The 21,584-nt window shown below is 58.1% G+C and carries 25 protein-coding genes; 24 read left to right on the top strand and 1 reads right to left on the bottom strand.

The window, feature by feature from the left end; genetic code table 11:
* The first annotated feature begins 184 nt into the window (after positions 1-184).
* The 10 genes from nifD to JEY66_RS35870 all read left to right on the top strand — a co-directional run bounded on the left by nifD (position 185) and on the right by JEY66_RS35870 (position 10,370).
* A complete protein-coding gene (nifD, locus tag JEY66_RS35915) occupies positions 185-1,687 on the top strand; it encodes a nitrogenase molybdenum-iron protein alpha chain (protein WP_026192298.1) in 1,503 nt (500 codons plus the stop codon).
* Between the two features lie 87 nt (positions 1,688-1,774).
* Positions 1,775-3,331, top strand: a complete 1,557-nt coding sequence (gene nifK / locus JEY66_RS35910) for a nitrogenase molybdenum-iron protein subunit beta (RefSeq protein ID WP_018269909.1) — start codon at positions 1,775-1,777, stop codon at positions 3,329-3,331.
* 96 nt (positions 3,332-3,427) lie between these two features.
* Positions 3,428-5,074, top strand: coding sequence for a nitrogenase iron-molybdenum cofactor biosynthesis protein NifE (gene nifE, locus JEY66_RS35905; RefSeq protein WP_018269910.1), 1,647 nt, complete (start codon positions 3,428-3,430; stop codon positions 5,072-5,074).
* Between the two features lie 9 nt (positions 5,075-5,083).
* A complete protein-coding gene (nifN, locus tag JEY66_RS35900; protein WP_026192299.1) occupies positions 5,084-6,484 on the top strand; it encodes a nitrogenase iron-molybdenum cofactor biosynthesis protein NifN in 1,401 nt (466 codons plus the stop codon).
* On the top strand, positions 6,481-6,876 hold the full coding sequence (gene nifX, locus JEY66_RS35895) for a nitrogen fixation protein NifX (RefSeq protein WP_018269911.1): 396 nt from the start codon (positions 6,481-6,483) through the stop codon (positions 6,874-6,876). The genes nifN and nifX overlap by 4 nt, the downstream gene beginning before the upstream one ends.
* Before the next feature lie 6 nt (positions 6,877-6,882).
* Positions 6,883-7,353 carry a NifX-associated nitrogen fixation protein gene (locus JEY66_RS35890; protein WP_018269912.1) on the top strand — a complete coding sequence of 157 codons (471 nt, stop codon included), beginning with the start codon at positions 6,883-6,885 and terminating at the stop codon, positions 7,351-7,353.
* Positions 7,354-7,361: 8 nt separating this feature from the next.
* The gene (locus tag JEY66_RS35885; RefSeq protein WP_016848159.1) at positions 7,362-7,562 is read left to right on the top strand and encodes a CCE_0567 family metalloprotein; all 201 of its coding nucleotides are present in this window, start codon (positions 7,362-7,364) and stop codon (positions 7,560-7,562) included.
* A 13-nt stretch (positions 7,563-7,575) separates the two neighbouring features.
* Positions 7,576-7,875 carry a ferredoxin III, nif-specific gene (fdxB, locus tag JEY66_RS35880; protein WP_018269913.1) on the top strand — a complete coding sequence of 100 codons (300 nt, stop codon included), beginning with the start codon at positions 7,576-7,578 and terminating at the stop codon, positions 7,873-7,875.
* Between the two features lie 598 nt (positions 7,876-8,473).
* Entirely contained in the window at positions 8,474-9,325 is an 852-nt protein-coding gene (locus JEY66_RS35875) for a hypothetical protein (RefSeq protein ID WP_018269914.1), read from the top strand.
* Positions 9,326-9,974: 649 nt separating this feature from the next.
* Positions 9,975-10,370: a Rieske (2Fe-2S) protein gene (locus JEY66_RS35870; protein WP_026192300.1), complete on the top strand. Its 396-nt coding sequence runs from the start codon at positions 9,975-9,977 to the stop codon at positions 10,368-10,370.
* Positions 10,371-10,379: 9 nt separating this feature from the next.
* Here JEY66_RS35870 and JEY66_RS35865 read toward each other — a convergent pair whose 3' ends face one another.
* The gene (locus JEY66_RS35865; protein ID WP_016848163.1) at positions 10,380-10,970 is read right to left on the bottom strand and encodes a hypothetical protein; all 591 of its coding nucleotides are present in this window, start codon (positions 10,968-10,970) and stop codon (positions 10,380-10,382) included.
* 276 nt (positions 10,971-11,246) lie between these two features.
* On the opposite strand from JEY66_RS35865, the gene JEY66_RS35860 reads away from it, so the two are divergent.
* The 14 genes from JEY66_RS35860 to JEY66_RS35790 all read left to right on the top strand — a co-directional run bounded on the left by JEY66_RS35860 (position 11,247) and on the right by JEY66_RS35790 (position 21,475).
* Positions 11,247-11,567 (top strand): HesB/IscA family protein, encoded by a 321-nt coding sequence (locus tag JEY66_RS35860; RefSeq protein WP_018269916.1) that lies wholly within the window; start codon positions 11,247-11,249, stop codon positions 11,565-11,567.
* A 19-nt stretch (positions 11,568-11,586) separates the two neighbouring features.
* Positions 11,587-11,865, top strand: a complete 279-nt coding sequence (locus JEY66_RS35855) for a hypothetical protein (protein WP_026192301.1) — start codon at positions 11,587-11,589, stop codon at positions 11,863-11,865.
* A gap of 18 nt (positions 11,866-11,883) precedes the next feature.
* On the top strand, positions 11,884-13,077 hold the full coding sequence (gene nifS, locus JEY66_RS35850; RefSeq protein ID WP_018269918.1) for a cysteine desulfurase NifS: 1,194 nt from the start codon (positions 11,884-11,886) through the stop codon (positions 13,075-13,077).
* Positions 13,074-13,298 carry a putative nitrogen fixation protein NifT gene (gene nifT, locus JEY66_RS35845; protein WP_018269919.1) on the top strand — a complete coding sequence of 75 codons (225 nt, stop codon included), beginning with the start codon at positions 13,074-13,076 and terminating at the stop codon, positions 13,296-13,298. Before nifS ends, nifT begins: the two co-directional genes overlap by 4 nt.
* The gene (locus tag JEY66_RS35840) at positions 13,295-14,158 is read left to right on the top strand and encodes an SIR2 family NAD-dependent protein deacylase (RefSeq protein WP_018269920.1); all 864 of its coding nucleotides are present in this window, start codon (positions 13,295-13,297) and stop codon (positions 14,156-14,158) included. Before nifT ends, JEY66_RS35840 begins: the two co-directional genes overlap by 4 nt.
* Positions 14,159-14,492: 334 nt before the next feature.
* Complete coding sequence (gene nifB / locus JEY66_RS35835) at positions 14,493-16,049, top strand: nitrogenase cofactor biosynthesis protein NifB (protein ID WP_018269921.1); 1,557 nt, start codon at positions 14,493-14,495, stop codon at positions 16,047-16,049.
* 8 nt (positions 16,050-16,057) lie between these two features.
* On the top strand, positions 16,058-16,282 hold the full coding sequence (locus tag JEY66_RS35830) for a 4Fe-4S binding protein (protein WP_075968411.1): 225 nt from the start codon (positions 16,058-16,060) through the stop codon (positions 16,280-16,282).
* Positions 16,283-16,799: 517 nt separating this feature from the next.
* Complete coding sequence (locus JEY66_RS35825; RefSeq protein WP_026192302.1) at positions 16,800-17,120, top strand: nitrogen fixation protein NifZ; 321 nt, start codon at positions 16,800-16,802, stop codon at positions 17,118-17,120.
* Positions 17,117-17,356: a nitrogen fixation protein NifZ gene (locus JEY66_RS35820; protein ID WP_016848172.1), complete on the top strand. Its 240-nt coding sequence runs from the start codon at positions 17,117-17,119 to the stop codon at positions 17,354-17,356. Before JEY66_RS35825 ends, JEY66_RS35820 begins: the two co-directional genes overlap by 4 nt.
* Positions 17,357-17,371: 15 nt before the next feature.
* A complete protein-coding gene (locus tag JEY66_RS35815) occupies positions 17,372-17,731 on the top strand; it encodes a DUF3024 domain-containing protein (RefSeq protein WP_016848173.1) in 360 nt (119 codons plus the stop codon).
* Between the two features lie 32 nt (positions 17,732-17,763).
* The gene (locus JEY66_RS35810; RefSeq protein ID WP_016848174.1) at positions 17,764-18,033 is read left to right on the top strand and encodes a hypothetical protein; all 270 of its coding nucleotides are present in this window, start codon (positions 17,764-17,766) and stop codon (positions 18,031-18,033) included.
* A gap of 44 nt (positions 18,034-18,077) precedes the next feature.
* Positions 18,078-19,232 carry a DegT/DnrJ/EryC1/StrS family aminotransferase gene (locus tag JEY66_RS35805; RefSeq protein WP_018269923.1) on the top strand — a complete coding sequence of 385 codons (1,155 nt, stop codon included), beginning with the start codon at positions 18,078-18,080 and terminating at the stop codon, positions 19,230-19,232.
* A gap of 475 nt (positions 19,233-19,707) precedes the next feature.
* Positions 19,708-20,166: a Rieske (2Fe-2S) protein gene (locus JEY66_RS35795; protein WP_016848177.1), complete on the top strand. Its 459-nt coding sequence runs from the start codon at positions 19,708-19,710 to the stop codon at positions 20,164-20,166.
* A 961-nt stretch (positions 20,167-21,127) separates the two neighbouring features.
* Positions 21,128-21,475, top strand: a complete 348-nt coding sequence (locus JEY66_RS35790) for a (2Fe-2S) ferredoxin domain-containing protein (RefSeq protein ID WP_035632565.1) — start codon at positions 21,128-21,130, stop codon at positions 21,473-21,475.
* Positions 21,476-21,584 lie beyond the last annotated feature (109 nt).

The raw sequence follows: 21,584 nt of genomic DNA, 5'->3' as shown, positions 1-21,584 counted from the left end.
ACGAAGAAGTCTCCGCGCAAAGCGCGATGTCGCGTTCGCAACAACAACCAGCCTCATCGGACGGGCCGCGCTAACTGTGTCTATTTGTTCTGGTTTTTGCGCTCCCGACGGACTGGCATGCTCGTTGCAAAAGTCTTTATCAGCAAGAAGCACTTCCAACCGCTAACCCTTGAAGGACATCAGCATGAGTCTCGCCACGACCCAGAGCATTGCAGAAATCAGGGCTCGTAACAAACAGCTGATCGACGAGGTGCTGAAGGTCTATCCAGAGAAGACCGCGAAGCGGCGTGCCAAGCATCTCAACGTTCACCAGTCCGGGAAGTCCGATTGCGGAGTCAAGTCCAACATAAAATCCATACCTGGTGTGATGACAATCAGAGGCTGCGCCTATGCAGGATCCAAGGGGGTGGTCTGGGGGCCGATCAAGGACATGGTCCATATCAGCCACGGCCCGGTTGGCTGCGGCCAGTATTCGTGGGGCTCGCGTCGTAACTATTACGTTGGCACAACGGGCATCGATAGTTTTGTAACCCTGCAATTCACCTCCGATTTCCAGGAGAAGGACATCGTATTCGGTGGCGACAAGAAGCTGGTCAAAGTCCTTGACGAAATCCAGGAGCTTTTCCCGCTCAACCACGGCATCACCATCCAATCGGAATGCCCGATCGGATTGATCGGGGACGACATCGAGGCCGTGTCAAGGTCGAAATCCAAGGAATATGGTGGCAAGACCATCGTGCCTGTCCGCTGTGAGGGCTTTCGCGGCGTGTCGCAGTCGCTTGGCCACCACATCGCCAACGACGCGGTGCGCGATTGGATTTTCGACAAGCTCGACCCCGACGGCAAACCAAAGTTCGAGCCGACGCCCTACGATGTTGCGATCATTGGTGACTACAATATCGGCGGCGACGCCTGGTCATCGCGAATTCTGCTGGAGGAAATGGGCCTGCGGGTGATTGCACAGTGGTCCGGCGACGGTTCACTCGCCGAGCTCGAAGCAACGCCGAAGGCGAAGCTCAACATTCTGCATTGCTACCGTTCGATGAACTACATCTCGCGTCATATGGAGGAGAAATTCGGTATCCCCTGGTGCGAGTACAACTTCTTCGGACCTTCAAAGATCGCAGAATCTCTGCGCAAGATTGCCGGCTATTTCGACGACAAGATCAAGGAGGGTGCCGAGCGGGTGATCGAAAAGTACCAGCCGCTGGTGAACGCCGTGATCGCAAAATATCGCCCGCGCCTGCAGGGCAAGACGGTGATGCTGTACGTCGGCGGGCTTCGTCCGCGTCATGTGATTGGCGCCTACGAGGACCTCGGCATGGAAGTCGTGGGAACCGGATACGAGTTCGGTCATAACGACGACTATCAGCGCACTGCCCAGCATTATGTAAAGGACAGCACGCTCATCTACGACGATGTCAACGGCTATGAGTTCGAGCGCTTCGTCGAAAAGCTCCAGCCTGATCTGGTCGGCTCGGGCATCAAGGAAAAGTACGTTTTCCAAAAGATGGGTGTGCCGTTCCGGCAGATGCATTCCTGGGACTATTCGGGCCCATATCACGGCTATGACGGCTTTGCGATCTTTGCGCGCGACATGGACATGGCTGTCAACTCGCCGATCTGGAAGAAGATGAAGGCACCTTGGAAGGAAGCCTCGAAAGCCAAGCTCTTGGCTGCAGAGTAACAAGCACTTGGTTTCACAATAGAGCAACCGATCCCGCTCTCTGCGGAGAGTTGGGCGATATCAATTTCGATAGTGAAGGATCCTAACATGGCGCAGAGTGCAGAACATGTGCTCGATCATCTCGAACTGTTCCGCGGTCCAGAATACCAACAAATGCTGGCCGACAAGAAGTTGTTCGAAAATCCCCGCGATCCTGCCGAGGTCGAACGTATCAAGGAATGGACGAAAACCCCCGAATATCGCGAAAAGAATTTCGCGCGGGAGGCGCTTGCGGTAAATCCGGCCAAAGCCTGCCAGCCGCTTGGCGCCGTTTTCGTCTCAGTCGGTTTTGAGGGCACGCTGCCCTTCGTCCATGGCTCGCAAGGCTGCGTGGCCTATTACCGCAGCCATCTGTCGCGGCACTTTAAGGAGCCGAGCTCCTGCGTGTCTTCGTCGATGACGGAAGACGCCGCTGTGTTCGGGGGGCTGAACAATATGATCGACGGCCTCGCCAACAGCTATAACATGTACAAACCCAAGATGATTGCGGTCTCGACGACCTGCATGGCTGAGGTAATCGGCGATGACCTCAACGCCTTCATCAAGACGTCGAAGGAAAAAGGCTCGGTTCCGGCAGAGTTCGACGTGCCGTTCGCACATACGCCGGCGTTCGTCGGCAGCCACGTCACGGGCTACGACAACGCACTCAAGGGCATTCTCGAGCATTTTTGGGACGGCAAGGCCGGAACGGCGCCGAAGCTGGAGCGCAAGCCAAATGAGGCAATCAACATCATCGGCGGCTTTGATGGCAATACCGTTGGAAATCTTCGCGAGATCAAGCGAATCTTGGCATTGATGGGCATCGAACATACGATTCTCGCCGATAACTCTGAAGTCTTCGATACCCCGACCGACGGCGAGTTCCGGATGTATGACGGCGGCACCACGCTGGAAGACGCGGCGAACGCGATTCACGCCAAGGCGACAATCTCCATGCAGCAATGGTGTACGGAAAAAACGCTGCCGTTCGTGTCCGAGCATGGCCAGGACGTCGTGTCTTTCAATTACCCGGTCGGTGTGTCCGCAACAGATGATTTTCTCGTGGCGTTATCACGCATCAGCGGCAAGGAGATTCCGGAGGAGCTCGCGCGAGAGCGTGGCCGCTTGGTTGATGCCATCGCGGACTCCAGCGCGCATATCCATGGCAAGAAGTTCGCGATCTATGGCGATCCTGATCTCTGCTATGGGTTGGCTGCCTTTCTGCTCGAACTCGGCGCCGAACCGACCCATGTGCTGTCCACCAATGGCAACAAGGCGTGGCAGGAAAAAATGCAGGCGCTGTTTGCAAGCTCGCCATTTGGTCAGGCCTGCCAAGCCTATCCGGGGCGGGACCTCTGGCACATGCGCTCGCTCTTGTTCACGGAGCCGGTTGACTTTCTGATTGGCAATACACACGGCAAGTACCTGGAACGGGACACGGGAACGCCACTAATCCGCATCGGGTTTCCAATTTTTGATCGGCATCACCATCACCGCTCCCCCGTGTGGGGCTATCAGGGCGGCCTGAATGTACTGGTGAAGATCCTCGACAAGATCTTCGACGAAATCGACAAGAAGACCAATGTTCTTGGCAAGACTGACTATAGCTTCGACATCATTCGTTGATGGCGGAGAGTGCGCGTGCCATCGCCGGAACACTCGCCGATGGCGCGCGTGCAAGATGGTCGGCAGAGAGTTGCTTTCGCAGAGAGGAAAAAGCTGATGAGTTCGCTAGCGGCCACGGTCCAGGATATCTTCAGCGAGCCGGGCTGCGCCAAGAATGGCAATAAGTCGGAGGCTGAGCGCAAGAAGGGTTGCACCAAGCAACTGCAGCCGGGCGGCGCTGCGGGCGGGTGTGCCTTCGACGGCGCCAAGATTGCGCTGCAGCCCTTTACCGACGTCGCTCACCTCGTGCATGGTCCGATCGCATGCGAAGGCAATTCTTGGGACAATCGCGGCGCGGCGTCCTCCGGCTCTAGTCTGTGGCGCACGGCATTCACAACCGATATGAGCGAAACCGATATCGTATTTGGGGGCGAGAAGCGGCTCTGCAAAGCGATCAAAGAGATCATCGACAAGCGCGACCCGCCCGCAATCTTCGTCTATCAGACCTGCATCCCGGCCATGATCGGCGACGATATCAACGCGGTCTGCAAGGCGGCGTCTCAAAGGTTCGGCAAGCCGGTGATTCCGATCAATTCCCCGGGGTTCGTTGGTTCCAAGAACCTCGGTAACAAGCTCGCCGGCGAGGCCTTGCTCGACTATGTAATCGGAACGCAGGAGCCGGACTACGCCACGCCGTACGATGTAAACCTGATCGGAGAATTTAATCTCTCGGGAGAGCTCTGGCAGGTAAAGCCGTTGTTCGAAGAGCTTGGCATCCGGATTCTGTCTTGCATCTCGGGCGATGGCAAATATCGCGAAGTCGCTTCATCCCATCGCGCACGGGCAGCGATGCTGGTGTGCTCGAAGGCCATGGTCAACGTCGCACGCAAGATGGAGGAACGCTACGGGATCCCGTTCTTCGAAGGGTCATTCTACGGTATTCAGGATTCGAGCTATTCGCTGCGCCAGATTGCCCGCTTATTGGTTGAACGTGGCGCGCCGCAAGAGCTGCTCGGGCGCACCGAAGCGGTGATCGCACGCGAGGAGGCGAGAGCGTGGGCTGCGATCGAGCCGTACAAGCCACGATTCAAAGGCAAGAAGGCTTTATTGATTACCGGCGGCGTCAAGTCATGGTCGGTCGTTGCGGCGCTACAGGAAGCCGGCCTTGAAATGGTCGGAACCAGTGTGAAGAAGTCGACGAGGGAGGACAAGGAACGCATCAAGCTGCTCATGGGGCAAGATGCCCACATGATCGAGGATATGACGCCGCGCGAAATGTACAGAATGCTGAAGGACGCCAAGGCGGACATCATGCTCTCGGGCGGCAAATCGCAGTTCGTTGCATTGAAGGCGGCGATGCCTTGGCTCGATGTCAACCAGGAGCGTTGCCACGCCTATATGGGTTATGTCGGAATGGTCAAGCTGGTGGAGGAGATCGCTAAGTCGCTCTCTAACCCGATGTGGGACCAGCTACGTCGACCGGCGCCATGGGAGGCTTTGGCCAACGCGATGTTGCAGATGCAATCGCCGGTGGCGGCGATCGCGCGCGATCCGGCGCTCGCCGAAGCGGCGCGGCGAGCGAGAAAGATCTGCTCCTGTAACACGGTCGATCTCGGCACGATCGAAGATGCGATCTACGCGCATGGCCTGAGGAGCGTCGAGGCAGTCAGAAATCACACCAATGCCGTCGGTGGCTGCTGCAAGCGACGCATCGAGGACGTCCTGGCGTCCGCGCCGCGCGCCGGGCTGCAGGCCGCCGAATAGGAAGGTGTCATGGCCATCGCGACGTTGCCGACAAAAGCATGCGCGGTTAACCCGTTGAAGATGAGCCAGCCGATCGGCGGCGCATTTGCGTTCATGGGGCTAAGCGGGGCGATGCCGCTTTTGCACGGCTCACAAGGTTGCACCTCCTTCGGGCTCACCCTCTTTGTGCGGCATTTCAAGGAGGCTGTACCGCTGCAGACCACTGCGATGAGCGAGGTCGCGACCGTGCTCGGCGGCTATGAGAATCTCGAGCAGGCGATACTCAATATCTACAATCGTACCAAGCCAAAGATCATCGGAATCTGCTCGACCGGTGTCACCGAGACCAATGGAGACGATGTCGATGCCTACCTCAAGCTGATCCGGGACAAGCATCCGCAGCTTGCGAAATTACCGCTGGTTTATGTCTCGACGCCTGATTTCAAGGGGGCGTTCCAGGACGGCTGGGAGAAGGCCGTGGCGAGCATTGTGGAGTTGCTGGTGGAAGGGCCAAACGTCAATGGCCTGCGCGATCCATCGAGGGTGAATGTTCTTCCAGGATGCCACCTCACGCCGGGTGATCTTGATGAACTTCGTGCCATCCTGGAGGATTTTGGGTTGCGGCCGTCCTTCCTGCCTGATCTGGCGGGGTCGCTCGACGGGCATATCCCTGATGACTTTACCCCAACGACCATCGGCGGCATCGGCGTGGACGAAATCGCGAGCATGGGCCGCGCAGGGTGGACTATCGCGATAGGCGGGCAGATGCGGCGAGCAGCAGAGGTCATGCAGGCCAGGACCGGCGTGCCATTTCGCCTGTTCGAACGGTTATGCGGTCTCGGTCCGAACGACGAATTCGTGACTTTTCTGAGCGAGATCAGCGGCCGCCCCGTGCCATCGAAATATCGGCGCCAGCGCGGCCAGCTCACCGACGCAATGCTGGACGCGCACTTCCATATTGGTGGTCGCAAACTTGCAATCGCGGCCGAGCCAGACCTGCTGTTCGACCTGTCCAGTATGCTGCACGAGATGGGCGCGCAGGTGAGCGCGGCGGTGACGACCACGCAGTCGGCGGTGATCGAGCGGATCAAGACCAAGGAGGTGCTGATCGGCGATCTTGAGGATCTGGAAGAGCTAGCCAGAACAAAGCATTGCGACCTGCTGATCACGCATTCGCATGGCAGGCAAGCGGCGGCTCGGCTGAAAATCCCGTTCTATCGAGCCGGTTTTCCGATGTTCGATCGGCTTGGTGCAGGGCACCAGCTATCCGTCGGTTATCGTGGTACGCGCGCTCTGATCTTTGATATCGCCAATCTTGTGATCGCGGACCGCGAGGAGAATCATCAGCCGACGCCCGATAGATGGAGGCCTTTGGCGGCACTGCCGCTAACGTCGGGCCACCGCAGCGCAGCTGAGAGGTCGACTGCATGAAGGTCGCATTCGCCACGCAAGACCTAAGACGCGTCGATGCCCATTTTGGGTGGGCAAAGAATATCGCTATCTACGATGTCGCGCCAAACGGGCACGTGTTTCTCAAAGCGGTTGAGTTCGAGGGAGATCTCAAGGAAGACGGTGACGACGATAAGCTGGCGCCGAAGATCGAGGCAATCAAGGATTGTGCAATCCTGTATGTTGCCGCCATCGGCGGTGCCGGTGCTGCGCGGGTGGTGGCCAACAACATCCATCCTATCAAGGTGAATAAGCCAGAGAACATCCTGGCGCTGCTCGAAAAGCTCGAGCGCGTATTGAAGGGCACGCCGCCGCCGTGGCTACGCAAGGCCTTGGCGAAGGACCAACGGCGCACATTCGAGTTCGACGAATGAGGTGAGATGACCGAGGCCACAGAAATGGCGCAGCAGGGCGACGCCCTCGATTCCCCGTTCCTCAAGGAACTGGTCAAGATATGGCGTGCTCAGGATACCAACGGAGCCTGGGAGGCCAAGAGCGATTTCGAGCTGCTTGAACCCTATATCTTGGACAAGGAGAAGCGACGGGCACTGCCGATTGTCGGCGATCCTGATCCCGACACGCTGTGGCGGCTGGAGCTGTTCTTCAATGCAGTCGCACTCTCGATCGAGAGAGCTACCGGCGTGATGATCCAGCCGATGCTGAAGATGCACCATGAAGGTTTTGGCCGCATGGTGCTGATCGGGGGGCGGCTGATCGCCGTGAACAGGCAGCTGCGCGATATGCATCGCTTCGGCTTCGATAACCTCGCAAAGCTCGCGCAGGAGGGTGACAAATATGTCGGGGCCGGAATTGACTTGATTCGGAAATTTCCGGACGTGGCAAACTATTGAGGGCATTCATGAGCGATCGTGAACTACTGAAGGCGGAGCTAAAGAAACTTTCGGCCAAAGCGCTCCAAGCCAAAATGGATCTGCACGACCTCTCGGAAGAACTTCCCATCAACTGGACATCGATCATGGTGGTGGCGCAGAAGGCGCATGATGCCTATGCCGAACTCGAACGCAAGAGCCATGATTTGAAGGCGCTGGAAGTTAATTAGAGGAGGCCGATTCATGTCATTTGCAACGCGTGATGGCCGCGACTGGACGCCGGACTACTTGATTTCGATAGATGCCAACAAGTGCATCGGCTGTGGCCGGTGTTTCAAGGTGTGCGGTCGAGATGTCATGACGTTGAGGGGGATCAACGAAAGTGGCGAACTTGTCGACCTCGACAATGACGATGACGATGAAATTGAAAAGAAGATCATGGTTTTGAATGATCAGGGCGCCTGCATCGGCTGCGGAGCCTGCGCCAGAGTTTGCCCGGCCAGTTGTCAGACCCACGGATCAGCCGCAACCGAAGCTGCGTAAGCCGAAGGCCGGGTCTGTCCCTACGGCAGGCGTGCGGCATGTAGCGGGCGAGAGCCATTGCTGGTCGCGTGCAACACGGGCGTGAAGATCAGGCCGGCCTGCGCTGATAGTCTCGATGGTCTAGACGACCTGCCGCGGCCCGACGATGCCGCTGCACCGAACGGCGGGGACAGCGCAACAGCGCGTCACGAAATGGTCGATATCGGCAGCACACGACTAAAACGCACAGAACTGGAAAACGAGAGCGTAAGGGCGGGCCGGTCCTCGATAGACGTGTGCATTTGTTCAAGTATCTGATCAAACCCCCAGCCTGCAAGTGCTCTAATGAAAGGCGATCGTGCGTGTGGCGATGAGTGGCCAGTCCTTGAGGGATGGACCATCGTCAATGTGACGTAATGTGCACTCACCGAATGCAATTCGATGAGTAGCGCGTGCGGCGCGAATGCGCGCGGAGCGCCTGGTCGTAGCGTGCGAGGCGGACAGAGGCTTTGCGCTATCTGGGTCAGCTTGCGGTAAGCTAGGCTGTGTATTCTAGTCGGCAGAGCTTGCGCGGCACGAGCTCAACAGCGTGCAAATTTGCCGATAGGAGAGCGATCTGATGTATGGCAGAATCGTTGGCTCATCGAGCCCGTCCACAGGCGCCAGCCAAGCTGATGAAGCGGGAGAGGCGGGGGACAGCTCGCATTTTGCGGAAATGGTTGCAGGCGTCGGTTCAAGTGGGGCGTCGCCGGCGCGATACTCTCTGGAATCCAATCCGCCCATTTCCGAGATCGATCGCTCTTCCTTCAATGACGGACTGTGGAGATTTCTGGGTTCTGATATCCAGAGCATCGCAAGTAGCCGGGAAGAGTACTCGGATTTCGTATCCAAGAAAGCTGAGCGCGCAGCAACGGTCGCTGGAAGCTATCTCCACACCTACGATGATCTGTCCAGGCCAGCGAAATTTTTCAGCTATAAATTGGGTGACGAAACGGTCGGCCTCTTAAGAGTGGGAGGTCCGGTTCGGATCAAAGGAGACGCCTTCCGGAACCAGTTTGGCCGCAACGATCTGACGTCTGTGGTAGACCTTCGGGTGACACATCCCCTGGTCGAGAATGCGGGCGATATTCTGCTGGAACATCAACTGAGAATTGATGCGCGCAACGGCGCTGAGCCGCTGATCTTGTCAAAACCAGCCTTAGGCGGGATGGAACCCCGCCTGGTGGAAATGGGTTTTGTTCACGTGGGGCGAAACCACTGGGTGCTTGATCCTCACCAGCATCCGGAAGTGTGGACCAAGAATGAGAACGACGAGTGGCAGCGAGTAGGCAGGCCTACAAAGTACCTCGCCAAGGCAGGGGATGGTGATAGCGCTACCCAAGCGCCTCGCCAGTGTGACTCTTCTGACGAAGATGAATCGACAGCATACTACTACTTGGAGCGCGCCCTTGCGGGGATGCACACAGAGTAGAGCAGCTGTAAGTCGCGGGAGCCGGCAGGAAATGGCTGGCGTTTCGTGGATTGCGCGCGCCAGCGAAGGCTATGGCCTGATGAGGCGCACGCTCCCGGTGTGCGCCCAAGGATGATTTTGGCGGTGACCGCGGTTACCGCCAACAGCGGGCACGCCGACTTTAAGGCGTGCCTCGCTGCGAGCTATTAGATCGACTGCAGCAACGACGCGTGCGGCGTTGTTAGCTGGCGGTCAATGCGGCGTCTGCGGAGCATTCAGCAGTCCCTGCATTTTCGCCAGTCTTGGTTGAAATGCATCATTCTCATCAGTCAAGCTGCGCAGGCCCGCAAACGCAAGCACATCTATGCACATGCGAAGATCGAGAATACAAAGAGACGGTGTGCTTCGTCACATACCGTAGACAGCCACACCATTCCGCAGTGCGATGCGACTCGCCTGACTGTGGACGAAAGCGGAACCTTCGAAAGGCTAGAAGATCAATGCTTGCGCGGGATTCGTCTCATCATGCACCAACGCGAGTGAGTTGTTGTACAGGCGAGCTTTTACGTCTCGAGTGCTACAATGCGGAGCCAATCTGGCGAGCTCCTACGGTTGTCGCATTGTTGACACAGGTGATATGAAGCGTGTCGTCGTATTCGACGAGCAATGAATGCAGTCAGACGCCATTTACGCGATTTGCGGTCTTAGCGACATTCCAAGCCGCCGGGCCATGGGATTCCGTCTTATGATCGTCGATCACGACGGCAATCAGCGGCCGTGGTCTATCGTTGTGGTGCGCTGGGGCAAGACGGTGCTCGGTTATCTCAATAGATGCCCGCACAACGGCGTTAATTTGGACTGGGAGCGGAACGAGTTCCTCGATCCATACGGCGTCCGGCTGATGTGCGGTAAACACGGATCGACCTTCGAACTTGGCACTGGCCGGTGCGTCGAAGGTCCGTGCAAGGGCAGAGCGCTCACGCCGATCGCCTTGACAGTTCTGGATGGTGATATCTGTGTCGTCGGCGTGCGTCTTGTCGAAGACGATACGCCTTTTGATGAATGAAGCCAGCGCTCAGACCGGCCGATTTTCGTTTCGATTCTTCACGGGTTCCATCCTCTTCAGCCCATCTTCGTACGAGATCTCATCACAGGACAGATCCAGATTCTTTGCCGCATCGAGCAGGTAATCCAGCTTGCCACCTGAATCGAGCTTCTTGATGTCGTCCTTGTTGATTCCGACCAGGTCCATCATCTCCTTCCAAACTGTGGACTCGTCGCACGGAAGGACGTGGAAAGTGGCATCGCCAAGCCTGACTCGGTATTTCGCCAGCAGATCTATGTTGTTGCAGAACATGAAGTAGCTGCCGTCGGGGCTTAACGCGCCGTCCAGCACGCCTGCAACGTCGGCAAGATAGGCGAAGGAATGCAGATAGCCGGCTAGCACCGGAATGGTTCGCTCTCCATCATGGGCGATGGTCAAAACTTGTTCGATCGAATAGTCCGGCGGCCGCTTCTCGTCCGCGACCTGGGTTTGGAATTTCAGTGCGACGTCACCGCGAAAGCCGAACCGCCCAGGCTTAATGGTCCCGCCTTTGAATACGGCATTGAGCAGGCGACCCTCCTTCTCAAGTCTGCCGAGTGCGGTGTTCTCGATTGCAGTCATTAGAACGTTCCTCGATCTAAGCGTTTCACCAACGCTTCGGCGTCGGTGCGAGATGCAATGCAAATTGCTTGCCGCCCATGTGCAGCGGTCTGCGGCATAGCCGGGAAGGAAAAGGCGTGAAATGGGCACCGACAGCCTGAAGCAGCCTTGTCCGAAATTCGACACGAGTACCAAAGTCAACAGGCGTGGCCCGAAAAGGCAAGCATCATCAAATGTCTGCGCGCTGGCACATGACTTGCCAAGAGCACGCAGTCCTAAGCAGATGAAGGATAAGCCATGATCAACCTGACGGATAGCGCGGTGAATGCGGTCAAGAGTGCGATTTCATCATCGACACAGCCAGCTGGCGGCCTGCGCATTATGGTCGAGGCAGGCGGCTGCAACGGGTTCAAATACACGATGGGTCTGGTTGAGGAACCGAAGCCCGACGACAAAGTGATTGAGTGCGGTGACCTGAAGGTGTTTGTCGACGACAAGAGCCATCAACATCTGGTCGGAACAACCATCGACTTCGTGATGGCGCTGGAGAGCGCAGGCTTCACCTTTCACAACCCGAACGCCACCTCGAGCTGCTCCTGCGGAAAATCGTTCAGCTGATATGGAAGAGACATCGAGCATGTCGGCCGAATCAGAGCAACTCAGGCAATTGCAGGCCGCCGTGAACGGCCGAAGACCGCGCATTCGCGCCGTACTCGAGAAGATCCGATCCATTCTGCAACGGGGTGACAGCAGTCGAGTGATCCGGATCGGTGGCAGCAGGAACATGGTCTGCGTTGGTGGCAGCGCGTTTTGCGAGCTTTTGAGCGGATCGTTGGAAGGCGTTCAGGCGCGGCTTGTCGAGAGACTCGGCGAATTCGTCCGTTTCATCCCGGTTGCTGCAGCAGCCAAGGCGTGAGATTGAGTGGGGGATCAGGTGCCGATTTATCTCGATAACAACGCGACGACGCGGACTGATCCGTCCGTCGTGCAAGCCATGTTGCCTTACTTCACCGAGCGATTCGGCAATGCCTCATCCAGCCACGCCTTTGGCGGCGAGGCCGCAACCGCGCTGAAGCAGGCGCGCCGTAGCTTGCAGGATCTGTTGGGGAATGCCGACGATCATGAGATCATTTTTACCTCAGGTGGGACCGAGGCAAATAATGCTGCCATCCTCTCGGCGCTTGCGAGCCAGGAAGGCCGTGACGAGATCGTTACCACCTCGGTTGAGCACTCCGCCATCCTTTCCCTGGTCGAGCAATTGGCGCCGAAAGGCGTCAAGACACATATCATACCGGTAGATTCCCGCGGCCGGCTCGACATCGAGGCGTTTCGCTGCGCGCTCGGGCCCCGCACGGCGATCGTCTCGACCATGTGGGCCAATAACGAGACCGGTACGATTTTTCCCGTGGAGTTTCTGGCCGGGTTGACCCGTGAGGCAGGCGCGCTGTTTCACACCGATGCGGTCCAGGCCGTCGGTAAGGAACGCGTCGACCTGAAGGACAGTGCGATCGACATGCTGTCGCTTTCGGCGCACAAGCTGCATGGCCCAAAAGGGATTGGCGCGCTCTATCTGCGCAAAGGGACAAAATTCCGGCCGCTGATTTGGGGCGGATCACAGGAACGTCGACGCCGCGGCGGTACTGAGAATATCCCTGGCATCGTTGGTCTTGGAAAAGCTGCGGAGCTGGCGGTGGAGCGGCTCGAGCCGGAGCGTGTTCGCATTGGTGCGTTGCGCGACCGCCTGGAGCAGGGGATTTTGCGCAGCGGCGAGTGCGCGGTGCTCGGCGATACTAGCAACCGGCTAACCAACACGGCCAACATCGCGTTCGATGATCTTGAAAGCGAAGCAATCGTCCATCATCTCGATCGTGCGGGCATTGCAGTGTCGCTGGGGGCAGCCTGCAAGTCCGGCTCAATGGAGCCATCGCATGTTCTGCGCGCCATGCGGGTGCCGGAGCGGAGTATGCGCGGCGCGGTGCGCTTTTCTCTGTCGCGTGAAACCTCTGTTGCGGAGGTCGATGAGGTCGTGTGCGTACTATGCGACATCGTGGCTCGCCTGCGCGCCAATTTGCGGGGATCGGCCAGTCTGGCCAGCTATGCGCGGCAGTCGAGGGAGTTGAGCTCGTGAAGATCATGATTCGCCGCGCTCCGGACTCGGGCCTGTCGATCTACGTGCCGAAAAAGGATCTCGAACAGTCGATCGTGGAATCCGAGCACGAGACGCTATGGGGCGGCTGGATCAAAATAGCCAATGGCTGGGTGCTCGATTTGCCGCAGATGGCGACCGATACGCGCTTACCGGTGACAATCAATGCCAAGAAACGAGGCGAAAACGGTGACGATCCGTGAATGCGCCCGTGCAAATCGATTTTGTCAACGCAACCGATGCTAAGGCCATTCTCGCGGACGTTGCTGCCGGGCTGAGGGCCGCGAGCATCGTTCCCTATATCGGTCCTGGCCTTGCTGAACTGTCCAGACCCGATGTGCCGACGACGCCTGAGGCGTTATCTGCTTTCTTCGCCAGCAAGGTCGCGCTGCCGCGACGGGCCAAGAGCAATGCATGGGCCGCGGCGCAGCACATCGAAATCAGCAAACATCGCTCCACCGTGACGGCATTGATGGCGCAGGCCTTCGCTCGGCCGGTCGAGCCGACCGCCTTGCACGATCATCTTGCGTCTCTGTCGCTGCCCATCATAGTCGATACATGGTATGATGGCGCGATGCGCGGGGCGTTGGATAAGCGCGATGGATGGGGCGAAGTGCAGGGTATCACCCGCGCCAGCATTGGCGAGAATCGCTGGTATCGCTTTTATGACTCGATTGGCCAAGCGGTCGACGGTGTCGTGGCGGATGGCTGGGCGACGGTGCTGTACAAGCCGCATGGCGGTGTGCAGCCGGCAAAGAACTTCCTGATCTCCGACGCGGACTATGTCGAGGTGCTGACCGAAATCGACATCCAGACACCGATTCCGGACATCATCAAAGAAAGGCGGATCGGACAGAGCTTTCTCTTCATCGGCTGTCGGTTCAACGACCAGCTGTTGCGTAGCTATGCCCGGCAAATCATCAAGCGTACAGCCAAAACCCACTATGCGATCGTTGATCTAGATGCGCTCTCACGCAATGAGCTCCGCTTTCTGCGCGAGCAGGGCCTGACGCCGCTTGCGATTGGATTGCCTCGCGCAGTCGAGATACTGCTCACCCATTAGGGCGTTGCGAAGCCAGACCACCAGGTCGCATCGGCCTATTGTCAGATGCCGCATCGCATCAAGGTCAACGGGGAAGGAGCCGGGATCGCGCATGCGTGGCGTTTGAATGAATGCACCCGCCGTGGAGCTCGGCGGCAGGAACACGACGTGCTTGTTGGCTTTCAAACACGCGCATGGTTGCTGTTCTTGCATTCGGTTGCGTTGCTGTTCCAGCTAACTGTTTGGCGCATGGCTACAATCGCATCGACTCTACCATGGCATATGAGTTGCTACTGCTCTTGCTGAGGCTCTCGGGGCTGGTCCTGAGATCATTGCCTGCAGGGAGACATGGGAAATGAACGCGGTCGTCGGGCGCGGAAAATGTGCCAAAGCTGCGGTAGGTGCCAGCAAGATGGTGCAGGCCGCCGAGCATAAGGGCTGCCGCACCTCGTCCAACTCCGGGCAGGCGAGTTGCGGCTCGCGGGCAGGGCAAGCCGATCTGCCGACCGAGATCTGGGAAAAAGTGAAGAGCCATCCCTGCTACAGCGAAGAGGCGCATCATCATTACGCGCGCATGCACGTCGCAGTAGCGCCAGCCTGCAACATCCAGTGCAACTACTGCAACCGCAAATACGACTGCGCCAACGAATCACGTCCGGGCGTGGTGAGCGAGAAGCTCACGCCGGAGCAGGCGGTAAAGAAAGCGCTTGCGGTCGCGGCCACTATTCCCCAGATGACCGTGCTTGGCATCGCCGGTCCCGGCGATCCGCTGGCCAATCCAGAAAAGACGTTCAAGACGTTCGAACTCGTCGCCAAAGCGGCTCCGGACATCAAGCTGTGTCTATCAACCAATGGGCTGAGCCTGCCAGATTATGTTGACGTCATCGCCAAGTCCAAGGTTGACCATGTCACGATCACCATCAACATGATCGACCCCGAAATCGGCGCCAAGATCTATCCTTGGATCTTCTTCAACCACAGGCGCTACACCGGCCTCGACGCGGCAAGGGTACTTGCCGATCGCCAGCTGCTAGGCTTGGAGATGCTTAGCGAACGGGGGATCCTGTGTAAGGTCAACTCTGTGATGATCCCGCATATCAACGACGGTCACTTGGTCGAAGTGAACAAGGCGGTGAAGTCGCGCGGCGCCTTCCTCCACAATATCATGCCGCTGATCTCCGCACCCGAGTACGGCACGGTGTTTGGCCTCAACGGTCAACGCGGGCCGACAGCGCAGGAATTGAAGGCGCTGCAAGATGCTTGCGAAGGGGAGATGAACATGATGCGTCACTGCCGTCAGTGCCGTGCCGATGCTGTGGGTCTACTCGGAGAAGATCGCAGCGCAGAGTTTACGACCGACCGAGTCATGAAGATGGACGTCAAATACGATCTCGAGATGCGCAAGGCTTACCAAGACCGGGTAGAGGATGAGCGTGCTGCCAAGGCCGCGGCCAGCAAAGAAGAGCTCGGGGAATTGGCCGGAGCGGCGAGCGAGATCTCGCTTCTGGTGGCAGTCGCAACCAAAGGCTCCGGCCTGATCAACGAGCACTTTGGACATGCGAGGGAATTCCAAGTCTACGAACTTTCCACATCCGGCACTAAATTCGTCGGCCACCGCCGCGTAGACGTCTACTGCCAAGGCGGTGATGGGGAGAAGGATAGGCTTTCGACTATCATTCGCGGCATCAATGACTGCCACGCGGTGTTCGTGGCCAAAATCGGCGGCAGCCCGAAAAGCAACCTGATCAAGGCCGGAATCGAGCCGGTTGATCAATACGCGCATGAGTTGTTTGAGAAGTCGGTGATCTCCTGGTTCCGATCTTATCTCGACCGGGTGAAAAGCGGTGAGATCCAGCACGTGAAGCGCGGCGACGCGTCGATTCGGCAGAAAGCCGTGATCTCTGCGGCGTAGGGGGGGATGTGCCATTCAAGATCATTGCTTCGCAGTGTACGAGCTGCTCAGCCTGCGAACCCTTGTGCCCGAACGTTGCAATCTCTGAGAAGGCGGGGAGCTTCGTCATTGAACCGGCAAAATGTACCGAATGCATTGGCTATTTCGACGAGCCGCAATGCGTCGCCGCCTGTCCAGTCGACAATACCTGCGTTGTTGACACATCCTTGGCGCGATACCAGGCGCCAGCCTAAAGGTGAGCCCAGTGAACGGATTGCCGCCGCTTGATGATGCGAACCGTGCCCAGGAATGAGCCCATGCGCCTGCTCCTGCGAAGCGAGCCCCATCGCAGCCTCGCCGTCTGGCCCGGATCTTCGCTTGATGTGCGAGGAATGGCGCCGATGCTGGCCGGCCAGCACAATGAAGTTGATCGCGCCGTTGCGCGCCGCATCGCTGCAGCTGTTCTACCGATTGATGAGTCATGCGGAGGTCGAGTGCCGCCACTCTCTGGCATGGGTTGTCCGCGATGAGTGGCCGTTAGCCATGGCGAACGACCCGAACGCCTCCGTGCGATTCGAGAATATGCAGGGACTGTTGCCGAGGGTGCGAACTGCACCGCAGCACGGTCCTGACCGGTATCTCCGCCTTGAAATGGCGTGCGGCATTGCCGCTGGTGAATCGCGGGATGTCTTCGAGAATGAGGACAAATCGATGCAGGACCTCGCTTGCGCTGGTATGGCGGCGGCCCTGCGTGTCCATGAGGAGCGCTGCATGAATAAAATCGTTCGCGATAGCGACGTCGTCGAGCTCAGCGGGCCGCCTTTCTTCAGCTTTAGCGAAAAGGTACGGGCCAATCGCACCATCCGTAATGATGGCACCTTTCGCGGCAAAGAGATTGGCGAGGTGTTGGTCAAGAAGGGAGAGGTGGGTTACGTCGTTTCGATCGGAACGTTCCTGCAGCAATTCTACATCTACGGCGTCGAGTTTCTCGAACGTGGCTACCGCGTTGGCATGAAGCGCAAGGAGCTTGAGTCGGTGGACGCGTGCGAGGAGATCGATGATTTGCCATTGCCGGAAGAGGCTGTGTCATGACTGAGGACCGCTTTCCGAAATATCGGCGGGGCCAACGCGTTAAAGCGGCGGTCGACCTCATCAACGATGGCTCTTTTCCCAATACGGAACCCGACGGGATCGTGCTCGGCGCCGGAGCAACCGGCGAGATCGTCAGAGTCGCTATCCATACCGAAGCCGACGTGCCGATCTATACTGTCGATTTTGGTGTGCAACGGCTCATTGGCTGTTTTGAAGAAGAAATCACGGTGCTCTGAAGGGGGGCTTTCGCGATGACTGCCGCGCTGATGAGGAAGGTAAAAACCGGGTTGGTTCCTCACCCAAACGAGCTCGATCGCATGCGGATCGAGCGCGGCTTGAGCTCGCGCAAGCGCTATCTGTATGTCTCGCCGAACGTGACGCCAGTGAGGGGTGGTTATCTGATCGAGAGTCCCTGTTGCTCGCGCAATATCGACCAGGATGGTGGTCTCATTGATGTCGCGCTGATTCTTTACGACACCGTCAGTGGGATCTGGAAGCTGTTTTGCAAGAACCACGCGCAAGGGATCTGGGAATTTTACAGCCTTTACCACCACTTGACTTCAGCAATCGATGAGTTGAACGCGGATCCGGAGCGCCTGTTCTGGCAATGACGACCACCTTAGGGAGTCCTAGAGGAGCCACGATGGCGCTTACTGCGGAGGAATTGATTGAAATCGAAGGGCTGCTTGCTGTCGACGGCGCGGACATGGGCCCCCTTGTCGAGCTGCGGCGCCGCTTTCCGCAGCTTGCATGCGTTCGCTGCGATGCGTCGGATGTGACGGATCAGCCGTTCCGGCGGTTCCCTCGTTTCGACCTGCATTTGCTCGACGGGTCGGATCACTGCGTGCAGATTACGGCCGATCCGAAGCGGGCGACCGGCATCGTGTTGGCAAGAAGGAATGTTGCGCGGTGAGCGGGATTGAACTGGCAGCGCATCGGCCTGATGGTGCGGACAGGATGGAGGCAAATACGTCCTTCATTCCATTGTCCGATCCCGATATCACCTTCGCCGAGCTCTCCGCCGTGGAAACGATTCTGTGCTCGCCGCAGATCTCCAATGGGTCGGTCACTGAGGCGTTCGAGCACGCTTTTGCAGCCTATCTTGGCCGCAAATATGCCGTTGCGGTCTCGAGCGGCACCATTGGGCTCGTGCTTGCGCTCAAGGCGGTCGGCATCGGGCCAGGGCAGGAAGTCATCGCTTCGCCCTATTCCCTCCGCGAGACCGTCCATGCGATCGGTCTTGCAGGCGCGCGGGCGGTATTTGCCGACATCGACTATTGGTCGGGAACATTGGTCCCAGATAAAGCCGAAGAGCGCATCACGGCCCACACGCGGGCGATTGTCGCCGGCAATCCCAACGGCCATCCCGCGCCGTGGTCGGAATTGCGGGCGATCGCGCAGCGCCACCATCTGGCGCTTCTAGAGGATTCCACCGAAGCAATCGGATCGCGCTACAAGGGCGAACTCGTCGGCCGGTTTGGCGACCTGGCGGTCTTCGACTTTGCCCAGCCCTTGGCCCTAAGTTGTGGCGAAGGCGCAATGGTGGTAACGGACGATATCGACATCGCGGTTGGCTTGCGTCGCTATCGCGCCCACCGCCTGGACGAACGCTCCTCCGTGATCGTCGGTGCCGCAGCACCATACCAAGCCGGCATGAGCGATGTCACGGCAGCCTTGGGTCTGGCGCAGCTTAAGCGTCTCGATGAAATCCTGGAGCGTCGTCGGCTGGTGGAGCAGCTCTACAACGCGCATATGCAATCATTTGAGGGCATCAAGCCGCCTTACGTTGGTCCCCATGTGACCGAGGTGAATTGGTTGCTCTATCTCGTCCATCTTGGAACACGCTTCACGCGATCCGGTCGCGATGCCATCGTCGATGATCTGCGAGTCGCCCAAATTGAAGCCGTCGCTTATAGCCATCCGCTGCACTTGCAACGCCACTACTTCGAACTCGGCTATCGACGTGGCGATTTCCTTGTTGCCGAAAAGATCGCCGATCGCGCCCTGGCGCTGCCGTTTCACACCCATCTCACGAACGACAGGATCGAGTTCATTGTCGAAGCCGTAAAGGATGCCTCGATCAACGTGGGCGCAGGGGCAGCGATCTACTGAGATGCGCGTCATCCACTACATCGACGGACCACGATCGAATGCGATGATCCCACTTGCGACGTCGCGCGAGATGAGCGGGGCGACCGAGGGGGGCCGTGGGCACGAAGAAGACCTGCTCGAAAGTAGCGAGGCGCGGTCTCCAAGCCGCGGCTGGAGGCCACGCAAGCTTCCGGAAACGGAGCACGTCGCAACAGAGATCCTCAGTTTCGGCTCGGGTCTTTAAAGTCGGCCAAATAGGGGTTGCCATGACTTCTCAACAGGTCATCATTCACGTCCGCTTCGCTCCAAACGGGAGAGTGATCCAAATCAGCGAGCGCCCGGCGAAGCTCACGCCGAACCAATGGTTTGATGTCCTCAATACCCGTGCCGGCTCGACCTATCGGCCGCTCGCTCGTGGCCGCGGCGTTTTTCGGCTGGCCCGGGCTGCAGTCGAAGCTTTCAAGCAGGAAACTGCGAGGCCTGGATAAGCAAAGGGATGATCGGCCCGATGTGTGATCAGATCGAGGTGTTTGCCGTCTGTCCGGTCGATGCCATCGAGCGGTGTGGCGCCAAGGCCTTTAGCTTGTCGCAGGTAGACGACAGCGGCGAGAGCCGGCCGTTTCCAATTGTTGTGGTTCGCACTTTTGACGATGACTATCTAGGCTACGTCAATCGTTGTCCGCATGACAGCTTATGGCTCAACATCGGCTCCGGCGAGTTCTTCTCCTCCGATCGCTCCTTTCTCAGATGCGCACGGCACGGTGCGAAATTTGAGATCGACACCGGGCTGTGCATCGATGGTCCCTGCACTGGACAAACACTTGAGCCGATCGCACTCGCCGTCATCGAAGGTGACGTCTGCCTGTGTGGCATCAAGCTACTTGAGGATGATCGGTTTTCCGAGCCGTTCGAGGACAGCGACGAAACCATGGATATAACGATCCATCCCGATTAGCAGGCGTCACTTGGCTGTTGCTCAACACGTCTCCGGCGCGTTGTCGCCGAATAATGCCATCGTACCAGCGAGTGCTGGGCGCGGACGCGCGTCAATGCTTTGGCGTTGAGAGGCGAACAGCCGAACCTCGTGCGACCGCGACCTTCGCGGCACCTAGGAGGTGCTTTGGCGCTAGCGCACCAAATCGAGCCAGCAGGCCATTGCCGCCGCTGGATACGATGTCTTTGAGAAGGAAATGCCCTCGGCGGTTACGCCGAGGGCACCGTCTGGGCTGGTTGAAATGGGGGGACCCAGACTGACAGGACCGTTTGGTCTGGAGGAATGACGATCCTGTGTCACAATTCTTGGACGACCGCCGAAGCGGGCGTAGCAATTGCAATGCCAAGCTTTCGTTCATGCGATGCCCTTAGCGAGTGCCGCACCATAGTCAGCCGGTGGCGGCCGCCAAGGTCGAATGCACGAACGGGCGCGTTGGCGTGGTCCGGCTATTGTGCGTGCGAACGGTGCGCAACGCGAAATGCTGAAGCGGGAGCGTACCAAACGCGATGTGCCATATGTCACGCATGGAACAAGGGAGGGTGACAATGTTGCAACCTCGGCATAATTGTCAGTCGCGCCGGATAATCGTCAATCGCGCCGGAGCATAGAATGAGATCGCTGAAGAAATGATCGCTACGCATCTGGTGCGGAACTTGCTTGGAAAAGTTGGATGGTTGCGTAAGTAATGCGGAGGGAGACACCGCGAGGTTGAAGCTGATCAAGGAGGATATTCTAGATGTCGAGTATCGCTGATCGTCAGCGATCATCATCGGCATGTCGCCCGCTTTCGCAAGCTGGAGTGGGAATTAGTAGGATCAATTGGTCGATGCGGCGTTCGACTGAGGAGCAGGTTGTTCGGGCGGATGCGCTCGGATCTTGTCTCTTTTCAGATGACGGAGGCCGTTGATTTCAGGATAGGCGCATGAACGCAGAAACCGAATTCGAGCTTCCTCAACTTTATAGGCATCACGTCTTTGCCTGCAACACGCAGCGACCGCCGAATCATCCGCACGGCAGTTGCGGCGCTTCTGGGGCGCAGGCCCTCTGGGATCGGATGGGCAAGGCGATCGAAGCGCAAGACCTCACTGATGTCGGTTTCACGGTGACGGGCTGCCTTGGCTTTTGTAACTCCGGTCCTTTGATGGTCGTCTATCCAGACGGAATCTGGTATCGCGCCACCACGCCTGAGGACGTTGATGAAATCGTAGACTCTCATCTCAAGCAGGGCAAACGTGTCGATCGCCTCGTGATGGTGCTGAGGCGAAGCTAAAGGCGTCGCTTGAGCGCCGCTCGCCCTTTGTATCGAACATCGCAGGCCTATCCGCCCAGTAGCTAGCATCTTGGAACGTTCGACAATGATCGGGTGCCCTAACGCTTCC

It is taken from the genome of Bradyrhizobium elkanii USDA 76 (assembly GCF_023278185.1).
In the GTDB taxonomy this organism is placed as follows: Bacteria; Pseudomonadota; Alphaproteobacteria; order Rhizobiales; family Xanthobacteraceae; genus Bradyrhizobium; species Bradyrhizobium elkanii.
The sequence above is the reverse complement of the archived record's forward strand: the minus strand, read 5'-3'. Positions and strand labels throughout refer to the sequence as shown.